Below are 17,405 nucleotides of genomic sequence, written 5' to 3'. Positions count from 1 at the left end.
CTAATTGAGAACAGGTGGAACCCTAATATTAATCAATGTGGAGGAAAAAAAAGAAGATTTAGAGATATGAAATGGTGAAAGTGTGTAACTCTTCTTTCCATACAAAATGAAATGAAAAAGATTACATTCTAGATGAGGTCTTTGGGGCTCTTGCCAAATCTCTTTTTAAATTGGGTATTGAAGTGGGTGACGTTGTTGATGCCTATTTGCTTGGCTACTTCTGAACTGTTACTTACCGTTTTTTCATTCAGGATTTTATGAGCCATTTGCAGTCTCAGTTCTTTAATCAGTTCTAACGGTGTGGCATCCGTCAGTCGTTTGATCATTCGATAGAAATTCCTTTCACTCATAGCTATTTGATCTGCCAGATAGCCAATGCTCAAGTGCGGGTCATCGATTTTATCAAAGATGAGTTGTTCTACTTTGTTGAGTATAGACTTTTCTACATCAGCTAGTGTCTCGGTATTATTGATCACCAAAGCATTTGGATCAGAGTTGTTCCAAGTGGCTTTCATGTTAAGCAGATTTTCTACTCGTTGAAGCAATTCGTTGGGTTTGAAAGGTTTGCATAAGAAGTCATTCACACCTTGAGACAAAACTCGTGATTTATCTTTCTCTGATGTACGGGCGGAGAGAACCAGCACCGGAATTTTTCGATACTTCTCATCTTCTTTGAGGCGCTCTAGCAATTCGAACCCATCCAGCCAGGGCATCATCAAATCTGTAATGATTAGGTCGACGGATTCTGTTTCCAGCATGCGAAGCGCTTTCAGTCCATTAGGCGCATGGATCACCTGATAGCTGGTTTCAATCACATCCGTGATGTATGCACGCACTTCTGGATGATCTTCCACCACTAGAATTGTTGCTAGGGTTTCACGATCATTTTTCTTGAGTGTATCTAAGTGCACGGTTGGCCTCGAGCCAGCCAACTGATCGTCTATGTCACGATACAGCGCTTGTTTCTCGCCGCTGTAGCTTAAGTCGGTGAGTTGATAAAGCTCTTGATCTACAACTGCCTGGTGAGGCATAGTCACCACAAAAGTGGAGCCTTTGCCGAGCTTACTTTCCACTTTGATTTTGGCTCCGTGCTGGTGTACGATCTCTTGCACGAGTGCGAGACCAATACCAAAACCCTCCTTGGCTTTATAATCTTTGTCGGGTGCTTGAAAGTATCTTTCGAAGATATGAGGAAGTTTTTCTGGTGGTATGCCTTCGCCGGTGTCGCTCACGGAGAGCTGTACATTTTGATCATCCCCCGTCAATCGAACGGCTATTTGATCTCCTGGCTGGGTATGCTTTATGGCATTGGTGATCAGGTTGAACAGCACCTTTTCGAATTGGTGCGGATCGACGTGTACAATCGGCTGCTCTAACGTGGCGTCTTTGGTATAACTCCATTCGATTTCGTGTTGTTCGGCGGTGGCGCTAAACATCTGCTCGAAGAGCGTAAGCATGCGGTCTAAGTCCACATAGGCTTTGTGCAAGGTAAGCTTGCCCTCCTCGAGTTGGATCAATTCGTTGATCTCTCCGGTCATGTGTATGATGCGCTCGCTATTGAGCTGGGCTGTTTGGAGTTGTTGTTCGGCTTTCTTTGTAAGGAAAACGTCTTTGTTTTGAAGCACCTGGTTGATGCCGCCAGTGATCAGCGTCAAGGGGCTTCTAAGATCGTGTGATATATTGGCAAAGAAGCGTGATTTGGCAGCGTCGAGTTGCTGGAGGCGGTCGGCCTGCCGGCGATTGATTGCTGAAAGTTTTTTGTTGGCAACCAAGGCACGGTAAATCACGATGGCCACGCCCACCACAAACAACAAACCAAGTAGAGCCCCATAGAGCATGAGGTTTGCATTTCTGTTTTTTTCGCTGAGTAGGTCTACTTCTACTTGTTTTTTAGACACTTCAAAGTCCGTACGCAGGTCGGCCATTTGTCGAACCACTTCTTCATTGTTTATGCTATCACGATAGGCGATGTATTGGTTTTGATGGTAATAGGCCTTGCGGTAATCACCTTGATCACGAAACAATTCTGATAGAAGTAAGCTAACGTCTTTGATTTGTTCTTTTAGCCCATATTTTTCGCTAATTACCAAAGCATTCAGAGATGTAATGATTGCCTTATTGGTTTGGTCCCGCTTGGAGTATATTTCCGCTAAGGAAGTTTGATAGCTGGCTATGGCATAGTGATCATTATAGTTGTGTAGGGTTTCTAAGGCTTCATTGATCAATGGCTCTGCGTTATCAATATTTCCTAACTCTGCCAGTGCTAACCCTAAGTTGCCTTTGGCATAAGCCAAATACCTATCATGCTGGATAATTTCATACAACTGGATGGATATATTAAATGATGAAATGGCAGAATCGAGATTGTTGCTTGCTCGGAGAAGTTCACCTTTATTTAGAATTGAACTCGCCAGACGAAGCGTATCTTGTTGCTTTTCATACACACTAATACTCTTATTATAGTAATCTAAAGCCAGTCCATTGTTGTTTTGCAGTTTATAAACAGTGGCTATGGCATTGTAGGAATTTGCCACCATCAGTGCGGAATCTAGTTCTAGGGCGAATCTTAAGCCAGCAAGAAAGTGTTCAAGAGCTAAAGTCAGATCTCCAGATTGTTTATACGCATATCCCAAACAATGTGCGCTATGTCTTTTCCAAAGCAGGTTATCTTCTTCTGTCGCAATATTTTTAGCTATTTGGGCATATTTGATTCTTACCGCCGGGCTAGTATGGTACTGACTGATTTTTAGTAGATATAAAAATCGAAGAGAATCGACTAATGGTTCTTCTCCTTCAATCAGCGCTACCAAACTATCTGGTGAATTTAATTTTCCAGACTGACCAAATGTCTGAGAAGGCAAAAATGAACTAAAGCAAATGCAGAGAGTCAAAAGGAGTTTAAAAATGGAATGACATTGGATCATGGAAAAATTTCAATTTCTGGATCTAGGGTAAATTCACCCTTGTTTTCAACCTGTATGGTGAATGAATAGGACTCGCGATCTTTGCTCTTACCATTCGCTGTAGCCCTCCATTTTGGTGCATGTGGCATGGGATTCATCACGTTTGGCCCTAAGCCTGTTTTGTTGAATGACACAAAGGATACACTTGTCGAGCCATCCTTTGCCCTAATTTCAAATGTGACTTTGGCTTTATCGTTAATTTTAGATAAGAAAGTGCAGCTATCATTTGGTGTTTGGTCTGAACCTCCATTGTCGTCGGATAGGACAATGGTTTGTCTTACATTTTCTTGAGTAATGGCTGAAGTGTCAACGGTAACTGTGACCAGCACGTCTTTAGGTGTAGGCATATTTCGAATAGATGGTTAAAAGTATTCTAATATAAGTAATCTTCTTTATTACCAGCCTTATCCATTTTATTTCTATGCTTAAAATGGAATATAAAAAGTAGATTAGTCAAAGTAGTTGTTGTTTCAACTATAAGTGCTTAATAAAATATATTAAGCTAGAATCAACTGCTTTATACAGATATATTTGCGAAAAAATTTAACGCTCGAGGCGCAAATTTCAATGAAGAGACTATTTCTATTAGGGCTGCTTGCGCTGCCATTTTTTTCTCATTCACAAAATTTTAAATCTGCGTTGTTTGCTGACCACCCGGGTGTATACGCCGTAGGAAACATGCCTTCTTTGTTGGTAGATAGAAGTTCAAAATGGGACATTCAGGTAGTTGGTACTCAGTTCAACCTTTTCAATAGTGATAATGAGGGGCGATCATTTTATGAAAAAATGAAATCTGCCATGCTCACGTCAAATCCTAGATATTTGCTTTCATTGGATGCTAATTTTGTTATGGCGGAAGCTCGGGTAGTCTTGCCAACTATTTCTTACGCGATCAACAAAAACAATGCTGTGGCTTTTTCCGCGGGGATTAGGAGCATCTCATATGAAAGAACATCAGGTTTAAATTTTTCGGAGTTTATTCAGTCCATAAGGGATGGCGAAAATTTCAATGGGAGATTTTTTGATGACTTTATGACCATGTACTCAAATTCCTGGATGCAGTTTGGTCTGAGTTATGCTAGAAATTGGGAGGTGTCCGACGATTGGTCTGTTCAAACAGGCTTGACCTTGCGTTATTTGTCGGGAATAGCTTCAGGTAAATTTGAAATAGACGGATTGAATAGTGATTTTCGGAATTCTGAAACTGATAACATTTCTGCTAAAGTGTCCATTGTTTACAATGACGAACTGAACCAGATGATGGAATCTGAGACCTTCGAAGCAGATTTGTTTTCAAAAAATGGCTACTCCGTTGACTTTAGTTTTTCAGCACAATGGAAAGACCGACTGACTATTGGTTTGTCGTTTCTTGATCTTGGAAAAATCAATTACAAAAGCGCAAAAAACAGTACTGATTACGCTTTGAATGGAGAAACGCTAGATGGTAAAAGCTTGCAACAAATCCAAAGTGTAGATCAATTGACGGACTCATTGAGCGCACAATTTTCAGTAGACGACATTCCTATTGATCGCTTTAGTACACGCACACCTTTTCGTGCGATACTATTTGCCAAATACAAACTATATAATCATTTGAGTCTAAGTGTTTCTAATGTGCTCTTGAAACCTCGGGAATCGAACCGATCTACTGGAGATACGGTGTGGAGTATCCATGTTGCTCCAACCTATGAAATTCGAAAAGTAGCTGTGATCATCCCAATGGGGTATAGTACATATTCCGATTTTCACACTGGGTTTGGATTGCAATGGAGATTTCTCAATTTAGGCTCTGATAATATATTGTCCTATTACTTCTCAGATGACCCCTCTCGAGCGATGAGTATTTACTTATCCTTCAGAGTCAAAATAGGTCAATACGATAAGAAAAAATAACTATTACTTCAAATACTCAAAAGTTCCATTCTCAGTAGTAATAGTCGCTTTAGTCTGCGCTGACGACTCCACTCTTCCAATAATTTGAGCAGGCACACCAAAGGATTCAGAGATTTGAATCAATTGTTGAGCGATAGCCTCAGGTGCATAGAGCTCCATACGGTGGCCCATATTGAATACTTTGTACATCTCCTTCCAATCGGTACCACTCTCTTGGTGAATCAATTTGAATAGCGGAGGAATTTCGAACAAGTTGTCTTTTACTACATGTACATCGTTGACAAAGTGCAATACTTTGGTTTGTGCACCTCCACTGCAGTGAATCATTCCATGAATTTGGCTGCGGTAGTTTTCAAGCATTTGCTTGATGATAGGGGCGTAGGTACGGGTCGGCGATAATACGAGCTTACCAGCATCTAAGGGTGAGCCTTCTACTTGATCCAATAAATCTTTTGAGCCTGAATAGATCAAATCAGCAGGCACCGAAGGATCGAAACACTCCGGATATTTCTCCATGTATTTTTTAGCGAAAACATCGTGTCTGGCTGAGGTCAGTCCATTGCTACCCATGCCACCGTTGTATTCGCTTTCGTAGTTGGCCTGTCCGTACGAGGCTAGTCCTACAATTACATCGCCCCCTTGAATATTTTCATTGGTGATCACATCAGCTCTTTTCATTCGGCCAATTACCGTACTGTCTACTACCACAGTTCTGACTAGATCGCCCAAGTCGGCAGTTTCTCCACCAGTCGAACGAATATCCACGCCATTGTCTCGAAGCATCTGCAGTACTTCTTCTGTGCCTTCGATCAAAGCTGTAAGTACTTCTCCTGGAATCAAGTTTTTATTTCTTCCGATGGTAGAAGAAAGCAGGATATTGTCCACGGCACCAACACAAAGTAAATCGTCGGTATTCATGATTACTGCATCCTGAGCAATACCTTTCCATACCGACAAGTCACCGGTTTCTTTCCAATACATGTAGGCCAGTGAAGACTTGGTGCCAGCACCATCCGCATGCATGATGTTGCAATAGGCTTCGTCACCTGCCAACATATCCGGTACGATCTTACAAAAGGCATTTGGGAATACGCCTTTGTCGATGTTTTTGATGGCATTGTGTACGTCTTCTTTGGAGGCTGATACGCCGCGCTGCATGTATCTTTCGTTCATCACGAATAGTCTTTATGATTAGACCGCAAAGCTAATAAACTATACAGTGTCTAAGGTCAATCTGACAGCTTTTCAAACCTTTCAGGATAGAACAGGCTAGACAATTCTAAAATTTTCAAAAGATTTGAGCACTAAGCAATGAATAGTAGCTTTTTAGCTAAAAAGTAATTGACAATTCTTAAAAGAATATAAATTTAAGATGCATAAAATGAACAGATACAAAAGCAAACAAGCATGCTAGCGAAAATAGAAAACCTTAGTGAGTACTTTTTGGCCTATGAAAAAAGTGTGGCCAACCCAGAAACTTTTTGGGAACGAGTAGCCAATCAATTTTTTTGGAGAAAAAAGTGGGACAAAGTTGTGGACTACAATTTTGAAAAAGCTGATGTCAAGTGGTTTGAAAATGCCAAACTAAACATCACCGAAAACATATTAGAACGTCATCTATATACCTTGGGTGATAAGCCAGCAATCATTTGGGAACCTAATGATCCTAAAGAAGCAGGAATCACACTCACTTACAAACAGCTTTTTGAAAAAGTATGTGAATTTTCAAATGTCTTGAAAAGTAACGGCATTGAAAAAGGTGATCGCGTGATTATCTATATGCCGATGATTCCAGAAGCCGCTGTTGCCATGCTGGCTTGTGCAAGAGTAGGGGCGGTACATTCGGTGGTATTTGCCGGATTCTCTTCATCTGCCCTGGCCGACAGAATTAACGACTGTGAGGCTAAAATGGTATTGACTTCTGATGGGAACTTCCGAGGTGCGAAGACTATCCCAGTGAAAGCAGTAGTAGATGAAGCTATCGAAAAATGCACCACCATTGAGAAAGTGATTGTTGCACGACGAACCAAAACAGAAGTAACCATGCAATCTGGCAGAGACCTTTGGTGGCATGAGGAAACGGCTAAGGCGAGTAAAGAACACAAAGCAGAAGAAATGGATAGCGAAGACATGCTATTCATTCTCTATACCTCAGGGTCTACTGGAAAACCTAAAGGCGTAGTGCATACTACTGGCGGTTATATGGTTTACACCCAGTTTTCATTCCAAAATGTATTTCAATACAATAGCGATGATATTTATTGGTGTACAGCCGATGTAGGTTGGATTACTGGTCACTCCTATATTGTTTATGGTCCGCTATTGTCTGGTGCCACTACGGTGATGTTCGAAGGCGTACCTACTTATCCGGACGCTGGTCGTTTCTGGGAAATTTGTGACAAGTATAAAGTCAACCAATTTTATACCGCACCAACTGCGATTAGAGCATTACAAGCTTTTGGTTTAGACCCAGTGACTCCACATAAATTAGACTCTTTAAAAGTATTGGGAACCGTAGGCGAGCCTATCAACGAAGAAGCATGGCACTGGTATCATGATCATATTGGCAAAGGGAAATGCCCAATTGTAGATACCTGGTGGCAAACGGAAACAGGAGGAATCATGATTTCACCGTTGGCTGGATTGACACCCACCAAACCCGCATTTGCTACTTTACCCTTACCAGGTATTCGACCGATTATCGTAGATGCAGAAGGCAAGGAATTGAAAGGAAATGGAGTAGAAGGTAATTTATGTATCAATTTTCCATGGCCTTCTATGATCCGAACCACTTATGGTGATCATCAAAGGTGCATCGACACTTACTTCTCTACCTACAAAGGCATGTATTTCACAGGCGATGGTGTGAGAAGAGATGAAGATGGTTACTACAGAATTATGGGTAGAGTAGATGATGTGATCAATGTTTCAGGTCACAGAATGGGCACCGCCGAGGTTGAAAACGCCATCAATGAACATCCTCTGGTAGTAGAATCTGCAGTAGTGGGCTACCCACACGATATCAAAGGGCAGGGCATTTACGCTTATGTGATTTGTGATGCAGAAGGCAGAACTGAAGCTAGCTTGAAAGATGAAATCAAAGCCACTGTCAACAAAATTATTGGCCCGATTGCCAAACCTGATAAAATTCAGATTGTACCGGGATTGCCGAAGACACGTTCGGGTAAAATCATGAGAAGAATCCTGAGAAAAGTAGCGGAAAATGATACTTCTAGCCTTGGGGATACGTCAACATTGCTGAATCCGGAAGTAGTGGATGAGATCATCAAAGGGGCGCAGTAAAATACCATTAAGTCAGTCTCAAACATTTCGTCATTGCGAGCGAATGCGTGGCAATCTTGAAGTTTACTTCGTGAATATGCTTAAGATCACTTCATAAAACTCGTGATGACGTTTTTTTTGAGACTGACTCACAATTATTAAACCTTCACCAATTTCCACTTGCCCAATCTAAACCAATAGATACAGGCGGCAGCATGCAAGGCAAAAGCGACTGCCACAGAAATCATAGCGCCTAAAAATCCATAATCCAAATGGATGGCCAGGGTATAGGCCAATGGAATCTGAATACACCAGAAGAAGATAATATTCATCACCACAGGGGTTTTTGTGTCTCCAGCACCATTGAACCCTTGACTAATCACCATGCCATAAGCAAAAGTGATGTAGCCCACACAGATTACTCGTAGTGCTAAGGACCCATGTTCTTGTACGACCACTTCATTTGAAAAGATCGAAACAAATTCAGGTGCAAACCAGAAGAAGATGATCGAAACAAAGAATAAAAATCCAGTATTCAAATGAGCCGTTTTCCATACAGAGCTTTCTGCTCTACCTGGTTCTCCTGCGCCCAAATTCTGCCCAACCAAAGTAGCGGCAGCATTCGCCATTCCCCAAGAGGGTAAAATGGTAAAAACAATAATTCTAAATGCAATGGTATAGCCCGCCAAAGCAGCACTTCCAAATTCAGAAATGATTCTCACCAAGAAAATCCAGCTGGCTGATTCAATTAAAAATTGACCCATTCCACCTAATGCGATATCAAATATTCTTCGGATAGTTTCCATTCGAACCTTCACATTGTCGATGGTCAATTTGATAATTCGCTTGCCTCCAAACAGCCCTACCAATTGATAGAATACCCCCATAGATCGACCGATGGTGGTGGCAATAGCAGCACCTTCCACCCCGAATGCTGGAATCGGCCCTAACCCAAAAATAAAAATCGGATCCAGCACGATATTCAATCCATTGGCAATCCAAAGAGAGCGCATGGCCATGGATGCATCTCCTGCTCCACGATAAATACCGTTGATCAGGAAGAGCAACATGATACTGGCATTTCCTCCGAGCATCACTCGAGTGTATCCTGACCCAGCGGCTATCAATTCTTCGGAACCACCCATGATTCTAAGAATATCCTCCGCATAAATGATACCGAAAATACTCACCACGATAGACATGGATACAGCGATAAGAATAGATTGAAAGGCAGCGTCGCCTGCTCTTTTGGGGTCTTTTTCGCCAATTCTACGTGCCACGACAGCCGTAGCTGCCATACTCATACCTATAGCAATAGAGTAGACGATCATTACAACGGACTCTGTGAGACCTACTGTCGCCACGGCATCTACGCTTACCTTGCCCACAAAAAATACGTCTACTACGGCAAACAAAGATTCCATGATCATCTCTAGCACCATAGGTACTGAAAGTAGAAATATGGCTTTGTTGATACTACCTGAAGTGAATTCTGTTTCTTCGCCCTTTAGAGCAATAAGAAAATATTTATAACCTTTCCTAAGGTTGTTGATCAAACTTGTCATTATTAAAAGAAGTAAATGTTGTAAAAAAGAAAAATAGCTGGGGTCTAAAAGGCTTTAGACAGTGGTGGCCGGTGTGGCCTTAAACGCTATGGTTTTCTCTAGGAACTTCATGATGGCCGCTAAGGTAGCTCTATTTTTGTTTATTCCAACTATTTGAATTTATTTTTGTTGAAAACCAACTAAAAGACGACAGGAAGGGTCTAATGATTATGAGAAGAAGTTTATGTATGGCAGTGGGAATGATGCTCATCCTATCATGCTGTCAAAGCCCTAATGAGGAGTGTTGCGATGGACCCAAAGAGGTGATGTTGGGCGAGTCATTTTCTATCAAAGTGGGAGAAACCGTAACGATTGCTCAATCAGCTGTAGTCTTGACTTTTGAATCTCTTGTCAGCGACTCTTTATGTCCTGAGGATGTCGAATGTGTGACGCAGGGCACATTATCTATCGAAATAAATATAAGTGGCACTGAAAAGGCTTTATCACTGGGCGATAATTCAAAGCCTATTACCGACTACAAGGATTACAGCATAGAACTAGAAAGATTGGTTTACCCTACTAAGCAAAGCGAGAAAGACAGCAACAACTCTACTTATGCGGTTCAAATGAAAATCACCAGATACTAGCTGGCTTTTAACCCGCTTCGTTCAAGTAATGCTTCAACAGAAGGTTCTTGCCCTCTAAATCTTTTATACAATTCCATCGGGTGCTCACTTCCTCCTTTGGATAGAATATTCTCTTTAAAGGATTTGGCTGTTTCAGCATCAAAAATACCTTTCTCTTTAAATACCGAAAAGGCATCTGCATCCAAGACCTCGGCCCACTTGTAACTGTAATAGCCAGCTGCATAACCGCCTTGGAAAATATGGCTGAATTGTGTGCTCATGCAAACGCCAGGTATAGGATTAAAGAGATCAGTTTGTTTCATGGCCTCTTGTTCAAAGGCAGCTACATCATCAACATCTATATTTTCAGCGGTCAGTGAATGCCACGCCATGTCCATCAGTCCAAAGCTCAATTGGCGAAGGGTTTGATAGGCTTCGTGGTAATTGGATGAAGCTTTTATTTTCTCAATTAAATCTTCAGGAATTGATTCTCCGGTTTGATAGTGGCAAGCAAACAAATCCAGACATTCTTTTTCCATAAGCCAATTCTCCAAAATCTGAGAAGGTAATTCTACAAAATCCCAATATACGCTTGTGCCGCTCAAAGAATTGTATTTGCCATCAGCCAACATGCCATGCAAAGCGTGCCCGAACTCGTGAAACAATGTCTCTACTTCATTGAAGGTGAGTAACGAAGGTTTGGAGTCTGTAGGAGGAGTGAAATTGCAGACAATAGAAACGACAGGTCTATGGTCAGTATCTGTTTTCCACTGACCTCTATAAGAGGTCATCCAGGCGCCGCCTCTTTTGCCTGGTCTTGGAAAAAAGTCGGCATAAAATACTGAGATGTGTTTGTCTGACTCATCTAAAACTTCATAGGCTTGTACGTCTTTATGATAGACAGGGATATCGTCGTTCTTCTTGAAAGTCAGACCATATAATTTATTGGCTACCTGAAAAATACCGTCTACCGCCTTTTCCATTTGGAAATAAGGACGAAGCATCTCATCATCGAGTTGATATTTTTCGTTTTTCAGTTTTTGAGAATAGTAGGTCCAATCCCATCTTTCCAATTCGATGTCATCCCCTAGTTTTTTGATATAGGCTTTAAGTTCTTCTACTTCTTCTTTGGCTTTGGGTAGTGCTTTCTCCAGTAAGTCGTTAAGAAAGTCTTTTACTTTTCCTGGTTTTTCGGCCATGCGTTCCTCAAGGATATAATCTGCATAGGTGTTATATCCGAGCAACTGTGCCATTTCGTACCTCAGTTTTACTATCTCCTTGACCTTTTCTTGATTGTCTAAATCATCGCCTTTGTAAGCTTTCGACATATACGCTTTGTACATTTTCTCCCTTAACTCACGGTTTTCGGCATATTCCATGAAAGGCAAGAAACTTGGCGCCTGAAGCGTGAACAGCCACATGCCTTTATAGCCTTTTTCTTCGGCAGCCAATGCGGCAGCGTCAATGGCACCATCAGGTAATCCCTTTAAGTCGTCTTCGTTTTCAAGAATGAGTTCGTAAGCATTCGTTTCAGCCAATACATTTTCGCCAAACTTTAGGGAAGCCATAGCGAGCGCATTAGACAGTTCGCGATACTTTTTCTTGTCTTCCTCATTCAGGTTAGCGCCACTTCTCACAAATCCCAAATAGGTTTTACGAAGAAGCATTTGTTCTTCTTTGTCCAGTGCTAGGTTAGAGCGATTGTCATAAACAGAATTAACTCTTGCAAACAAGGCTTCGTTTTGCATGATTTCATTACCAAACTCTGTCAGCATAGGAGAGAGTTCATTGGCTAGCGCCTGCATTTGATCGGAAGTTTCAGCAGAATTCAGATTGAAGAAAATCTCAGCGGCCTGATCCAAGTCGCGTCCACCTCTTTCCAGGGCTTCTATTGTATTTTCAAAAGATGGTTCAGTTTCTTGGTTGGCAATGGCTTCAATCTCCGCTCTAGATTTTTCAATCAGTTTTTCGATGCCAGGTTTGTAATGCTCAAGCTTGATTTTTTCAAAAGGAGGTACTCCAAATGGAGTTGCGAATGATTCTAAGAGTGGATTGCTATCAGCCATATTTCTTCAATTTTGAGGCAGCAAAAATAGAAGAAATGAACTCAAAACGGGCTAGGTTCTTTTCAAGAAATCAATATTCCTTTTGAGACCTGAAAATTTGGTTCGTTTAACTGCAGATCCTTTGAATATTTCTCTAAATAATTCTTCGGTCATTTCATTCCAGTCGGACGGCTTCATATCTCCTAGATTCTCGTGAGGAGTGAAATTGGCTTCCTCATGTGGTTGTGAAAAACGATTCCAGGGACACACATCCTGGCAAATATCACAGCCAAAAGCCCAGCCTTCCATTTGCCCCGCGAAGGAGGATGGGATTTCATTTTTGAGTTCAATGGTCAAATAAGAAATACACTTGCTGCCGTCCACCACGTAAGGATCAGGAATAGCATCTGTCGGGCAGGCGTCCATACATGCGGTACAAGTACCGCAGTAATCTTTGACTGGCCCATCATAATCCAGTTCTATATCCATAATAATCTCGGCCAAGAAGAAAAAGGAACCCATCGATTTGTTGAGTAAGAGGGAGTTTTTGCCTACCCAGCCTAATCCAGCTTTAGCGGCCCAGGCGCGTTCATGCACTGGTGCAGAGTCGACAAAAACCCGTGCGCTAATCTCCCCAACCTGCTCCGTTATGGACTGAAGTATAGTTTTGAGCTTGGGTTTGATAATGTAGTGGTAGTCTTTGCCAAAAGCATATTTAGCGATTTTAACTTCCTTGCCTTCATTCAGGTCTTTTTCAGGGGAATAGTTGTAGAGTAAGGAAATGACCGACTTCGCGCCATCTACCAATTTTCTGGGGTCAAGTCGTTTATCAAAATGATTGGCCATGTAGGCCATTTCACCATGCATGTTTTGATTCAACCACTTTTCCAGTCGTGGGGCTTCCTCTTCGAGAAATTCAGCCTTGCCCACACCACAAAATTGAAATCCTTCTTCAGCGGATTTTTGTTTGATCAGTTGGGTGAGTTTGGAGCGATCCACTGTTAGTCGAACAAAGTCCCCATTCTAGACGGAGGTACTATTTTCAAATGTTTATAAGCGAGCTCAGTGGCTTCTCGTCCTCTACTCGTACGTTTGAGAAAACCTTCCTGGATCAAGAAAGGCTCGTATACTTCCTCGATCGTATCTGCTTCTTCACCACAAGCCGTAGCGATAGTAGAGATGCCTACAGGGCCTCCTTTGAACTTTTCGATGATGGTCGTAAGTATTCGATTGTCCATTTCGTCCAATCCGTGTGCGTCCACATCGAGTGCTTCCAATGCGAATTTTGTAATCTCTTTGGTGATGGTACCGTTACCTTTGATTTGAGCAAAGTCTCTGGTTCGGCGCAGCAGGTTGTTGGCGATACGAGGTGTACCTCTACTTCGTTTGGCAAGTTCGATTGCGGCGTTTTCGTCAATCGGTGTGTCCAGGATACCGGAAGACCTTTTTACAATACTCGATAGTAATTGAGAATCGTAATATTCCAAACGTGCATTGATCCCAAATCTGGCTCGAAGTGGAGAAGTTAGCAACCCTGATCTCGTAGTGGCACCAATTAACGTAAAAGGATTCAGCCCAATTTGAACGGATCGAGCATTCGGACCCGAGTCCAGCATGATATCGATTTTATAGTCTTCCATGGCGGAGTATAAGTATTCTTCCACCACTGCATTCAATCGATGAATTTCATCAATAAACAAGACATCGTTGGGTTCCAGGTTGGTCAACAACCCCGCCAAATCACCCGGCTTGTCCAGCACGGGTCCTGAGGTCACTTTGATACTGGAATCTAGTTCATTTGAAATGATATGAGAAAGTGTCGTCTTTCCCAGTCCCGGAGGGCCATGGAGTAAGACATGATCCAAGGGTTCTGACCTTTGCTTGGCAGCCTGCACGAAAACTTTGATGTTTTCAACCACTTTGGCCTGACCTGTAAAATCATCGAATGACAGCGGACGCAAAGCCTTTTCAAACTCGACTTCGTCCGAGTTCAACTCTTCGCCATCTGGATTCAAATAATCTTCCCTCATTGTCTTAGAATAATTTCATCAAAAATAGGATATTCGGAGCAGTATGGGAGAATCCAATCTTAAAGAATTTATGGTATAAAGCCTTAATACTAACCCTTAAGGTTTTGGATCGTGTCATCACGTCCATCCAATGGTTCTTGGAGACAAGAACCCAGGCTTCGGAAAAAGGAGCATTCCTAAACTTTCCCAGATCAATGCACCTTTCATCCAAATGCTCTTTCTTTGCACCCGCAAAAAGAGAAAAGATGCAAAAACGAAGAATACTTATTATTGTTCTGGCGGTTGGGATATTGATCCTATTCAGACAGCTCAATCCTGTAGAAACCCAAGTCCTACAACATGTAACGGGTACTACCATGGGTACCATTCCATACTCAATTAAGTATTTGGCACCAGAGGAGGATTATTTTAAAATGGAAGTGGATTCTATATTGGTAGCTTTTAATCAGTCACTCTCTACCTATATACCCGATTCAGAAATATCCAAATTCAATCGAGAAGATTCGATCACTTATCAATCGAGCTTTATGTACCCTGTACTTAAATTAAGTCAGGAGATGTTCGTCAATAGCAAGGGGGCTTTTGATCCTACAGTTGGGCCATTGGTCAATGCATGGGGGTTTGGGCCTAAGAAAAAAAGTATGTTGGACAGTGCTATAGTTGACTCATTGCTCATGATCGTTGGATTTGAGCAGGTTCATTTCGATGAAACAGGAGCGTCCAAGCCGAAAGGAACCTATTTAGATTTTAGTGCTTCAGCCAAAGGATATGCCTTAGACGTAATTGCTCATTTTTTGCATGGCAATGAGGTTGATAACTATATGATCGAAATAGGTGGAGAAGTGCGCTGTCAGGGACAGAATCAAAATCAAGCCGTTTGGAAAATAGGAATTGAAAAGCCGGAGATGAATCAGGGGTTGGGAAATGCCTATGCGACAGTATTCGTTAATAATAGATCTTTAGCTACTTCTGGTAATTACAGAAATTACTATGAAGAAAATGGGCGAATCATTTCGCATACCATTAGTCCGTTTACCGGGTATAATGTTTCTCACAATCTATTGAGTGCTTCTATATTTGCGCCAAATTGCACGTTGGCTGATGGTTATGCCACAGCTTGTATGGTTATGGGACTTGAAGAGTCTATCGAGATGATTAAAAAATTAAATGGTGTAGATGCCTTGTTCATTTACTCCGATGAGAATGGTGACTTAAAACATTACGCCACAGCAGGCATAGAATCTCAAATTGAGATACTGTAGCGTGCATCAAGGAGAATCATTATTTTAGTATTCAGTTAATTACATCAAGTTACCATGTCCAAAAAAGAATGGTTTGACGAATGGTTCAACACCATTTACTATCACATCTTGTATAAGCACAGGGATTACGAAGAGGCTGCAGCGTTTCTGGATCATCTCATTGAATATTTCAACATTGCACCTGCAGCTAAGATTTTGGATTTGGCTTGTGGAAAAGGGCGTCATTCTATTTATCTAAATCAGAAGGGCTTTGATGTAACAGGTGTTGATTTATCTGAAGAGAACATCAAATTTGCCAGCACTAAACAGAACGATTCTTTGCACTTCGCCGTTCATGACATGCGAAATGTTTTTGCGACAGAAGAATTCGACTATGTGTTCAACCTCTTTACCAGTTTCGGCTATTTCGATTCGAAGGAAGAAAATCTGAACGTTATTGACGCAACGATCCAATCACTAAAACCTGGTGGTAAGTTTTTGCTAGATTTTTTGAATCCCTATGTGGTGGTAAATAATCTGGTACATGAAGAGGATAAGACGATTGAGAACATTCATTTCAATATTCAACGGAAGTACACCGATGATGAATTTATAGTTAAGAATATCATTGTAGATGATCATGGTCAACATTATGAATATCAGGAAAAAGTCAAGGCCATTCGACGAGCAGATTTTTTAGCTTACTTTGATAAAATTGATTTGAAAGTAATAGATATATTTGGTGACTATGAGCTGTCAGAATACAAGGCAGAGGAATCCCAGCGTCTCATTTTTGTGATAGAAAAATAATATGATTGTCAACTCTATTGTCCTGTTTTTTTCAGCCTTGTTAGGAGGGCTATATGCACTTAGAGTGTCTAAAACCAGAGAGTCTCAGGTCAAAAGTGTATTGGTCTTTGCTGGATCTTTTCTTTTCTCAATTACCGTAGTTCATATTCTTCCAGAGCTATTTGAAACTCACAAGAACCAGTTTCATATTGGACTATTCATATTGGCCGGCTTTTTCTTCCAGCAAGTGTTAGAATATTTCACAAGTGGAGTGGAGCATGGTCATATGCATGTGCACAAGCATGGTAATGAGCATTCGGCTTGGTCTGGTGTTTCATTAATGACAGCCCTTTGTATTCATGCTTTTTTGGAAGGTACGATCTTGGCACATCCAGGAGTGATACATGATGGACATAGTCAGGGTACCTTGTTGACTGGTGTTGTCTTACATAAGATACCTGCCGCATTGGCCTTGATGACGGTGTTGTCTTGTCATTATGAAAATAGAAGGACACAGCTGGTTTTGTTGCTCATATTCGCATTGGCATCGCCATTGGGAGTAGTAGCAGGACACGGAATAGGACCCCTGGGTTTATTTAGTGAAGACGGTATGGTGATGCTGTTTGCTTTTGTGGCTGGTAATTTCCTTCACATCTCCACTACGATATTTATTGAATCTAGTCCTGAACATCACTGGAATTCTAAAAAACTGATTATCAGCTTACTTGGAGCCGGGCTAGCCGTAGTATCTGAAATGTTTTATTAGAGTAATACACCGTTTTTTTTATTACCACGTATGATGTCTAATCACACCTTTGATACCTTTTAGGCATCAGGTTAAAATTTTCAGGCATTAAACTTTTCATATCCTGTAATCATTAAGTATGTTTGCAACTCAAGACAAGAAAATTATGAATATCAGGACACAACATCATCTCCATCATATGATCGCACAGGCGAGGTGATATAGTTGTATCTACAAAAATATTGAA

13 protein-coding genes are annotated in these 17,405 nt (G+C 41.4%); 6 read left to right on the top strand and 7 right to left on the bottom strand.

The features are described from left to right. Positions 1–128: 128 nt before the first annotated feature. A complete protein-coding gene (locus R8N23_RS00485; RefSeq protein WP_318169592.1) occupies positions 129–2,924 on the bottom strand; it encodes an ATP-binding protein in 2,796 nt (931 codons plus the stop codon). Next, positions 2,921–3,310 carry a hypothetical protein gene (locus R8N23_RS00480; protein WP_318169591.1) on the bottom strand — a complete coding sequence of 130 codons (390 nt, stop codon included), beginning with the start codon at positions 3,308–3,310 and terminating at the stop codon, positions 2,921–2,923. Before R8N23_RS00480 ends, R8N23_RS00485 begins: the two co-directional genes overlap by 4 nt. A gap of 220 nt (positions 3,311–3,530) precedes the next feature. Here R8N23_RS00480 and R8N23_RS00475 point away from each other — a divergent pair, with 220 nt between their 5' ends. Beyond that, a complete protein-coding gene (locus R8N23_RS00475) occupies positions 3,531–4,856 on the top strand; it encodes a DUF5723 family protein (RefSeq protein ID WP_318169590.1) in 1,326 nt (441 codons plus the stop codon). Between the two features lie 3 nt (positions 4,857–4,859). Here the strand turns inward: R8N23_RS00475 and R8N23_RS00470 are convergent, their stop codons facing one another. Then, complete coding sequence (locus R8N23_RS00470) at positions 4,860–6,029, bottom strand: AIR synthase related protein (RefSeq protein WP_318169589.1); 1,170 nt, start codon at positions 6,027–6,029, stop codon at positions 4,860–4,862. A 234-nt stretch (positions 6,030–6,263) separates the two neighbouring features. Between R8N23_RS00470 and acs the strand changes: the two genes are divergently transcribed. Next, positions 6,264–8,159, top strand: coding sequence for an acetate--CoA ligase (gene acs / locus R8N23_RS00465; protein ID WP_318169588.1), 1,896 nt, complete (start codon positions 6,264–6,266; stop codon positions 8,157–8,159). Between the two features lie 137 nt (positions 8,160–8,296). On the opposite strand, the gene R8N23_RS00460 is transcribed toward acs, so the two are convergent. Then, the gene (locus R8N23_RS00460) at positions 8,297–9,703 is read right to left on the bottom strand and encodes an MATE family efflux transporter (RefSeq protein WP_318169587.1); all 1,407 of its coding nucleotides are present in this window, start codon (positions 9,701–9,703) and stop codon (positions 8,297–8,299) included. A gap of 209 nt (positions 9,704–9,912) precedes the next feature. Here R8N23_RS00460 and R8N23_RS00455 point away from each other — a divergent pair, with 209 nt between their 5' ends. Then, the gene (locus tag R8N23_RS00455) at positions 9,913–10,329 is read left to right on the top strand and encodes a hypothetical protein (protein WP_318169586.1); all 417 of its coding nucleotides are present in this window, start codon (positions 9,913–9,915) and stop codon (positions 10,327–10,329) included. Here R8N23_RS00455 and R8N23_RS00450 read toward each other — a convergent pair. Genes R8N23_RS00450 through ruvB form a run of 3 tightly spaced genes read right to left on the bottom strand, consistent with a single transcriptional unit; the run spans position 10,326 to position 14,383 of the window. Continuing rightward, positions 10,326–12,374, bottom strand: a complete 2,049-nt coding sequence (locus R8N23_RS00450; RefSeq protein WP_318169585.1) for a M3 family metallopeptidase — start codon at positions 12,372–12,374, stop codon at positions 10,326–10,328. The two genes, R8N23_RS00455 and R8N23_RS00450, sit on opposite strands and share 4 nt — an antisense overlap. A 51-nt stretch (positions 12,375–12,425) precedes the next feature. Then, on the bottom strand, positions 12,426–13,352 hold the full coding sequence (gene queG, locus R8N23_RS00445) for a tRNA epoxyqueuosine(34) reductase QueG (RefSeq protein WP_318169584.1): 927 nt from the start codon (positions 13,350–13,352) through the stop codon (positions 12,426–12,428). Positions 13,353–13,354: 2 nt separating this feature from the next. Next, on the bottom strand, positions 13,355–14,383 hold the full coding sequence (gene ruvB / locus R8N23_RS00440; protein ID WP_318169583.1) for a Holliday junction branch migration DNA helicase RuvB: 1,029 nt from the start codon (positions 14,381–14,383) through the stop codon (positions 13,355–13,357). Positions 14,384–14,628: 245 nt separating this feature from the next. On the opposite strand from ruvB, the gene R8N23_RS00435 reads away from it, so the two are divergent. The 3 genes from R8N23_RS00435 to R8N23_RS00425 are packed head-to-tail and all read left to right on the top strand — an operon-like array spanning position 14,629 to position 17,179. After that, positions 14,629–15,645, top strand: coding sequence for an FAD:protein FMN transferase (locus R8N23_RS00435; protein ID WP_318169582.1), 1,017 nt, complete (start codon positions 14,629–14,631; stop codon positions 15,643–15,645). 54 nt (positions 15,646–15,699) lie between these two features. Then, positions 15,700–16,434 (top strand): class I SAM-dependent methyltransferase, encoded by a 735-nt coding sequence (locus R8N23_RS00430; RefSeq protein WP_318169581.1) that lies wholly within the window; start codon positions 15,700–15,702, stop codon positions 16,432–16,434. A 1-nt stretch (position 16,435) separates the two neighbouring features. Next, complete coding sequence (locus R8N23_RS00425) at positions 16,436–17,179, top strand: ZIP family metal transporter (RefSeq protein WP_318169580.1); 744 nt, start codon at positions 16,436–16,438, stop codon at positions 17,177–17,179. Positions 17,180–17,405: the final 226 nt, after the last annotated feature.

It is taken from the genome of Reichenbachiella sp. (assembly GCF_033344935.1).
GTDB lineage: Bacteria > Bacteroidota > Bacteroidia > Cytophagales > Cyclobacteriaceae > Reichenbachiella.
The sequence above is the reverse complement of the archived record's forward strand: the minus strand, read 5'-3'. Positions and strand labels throughout refer to the sequence as shown.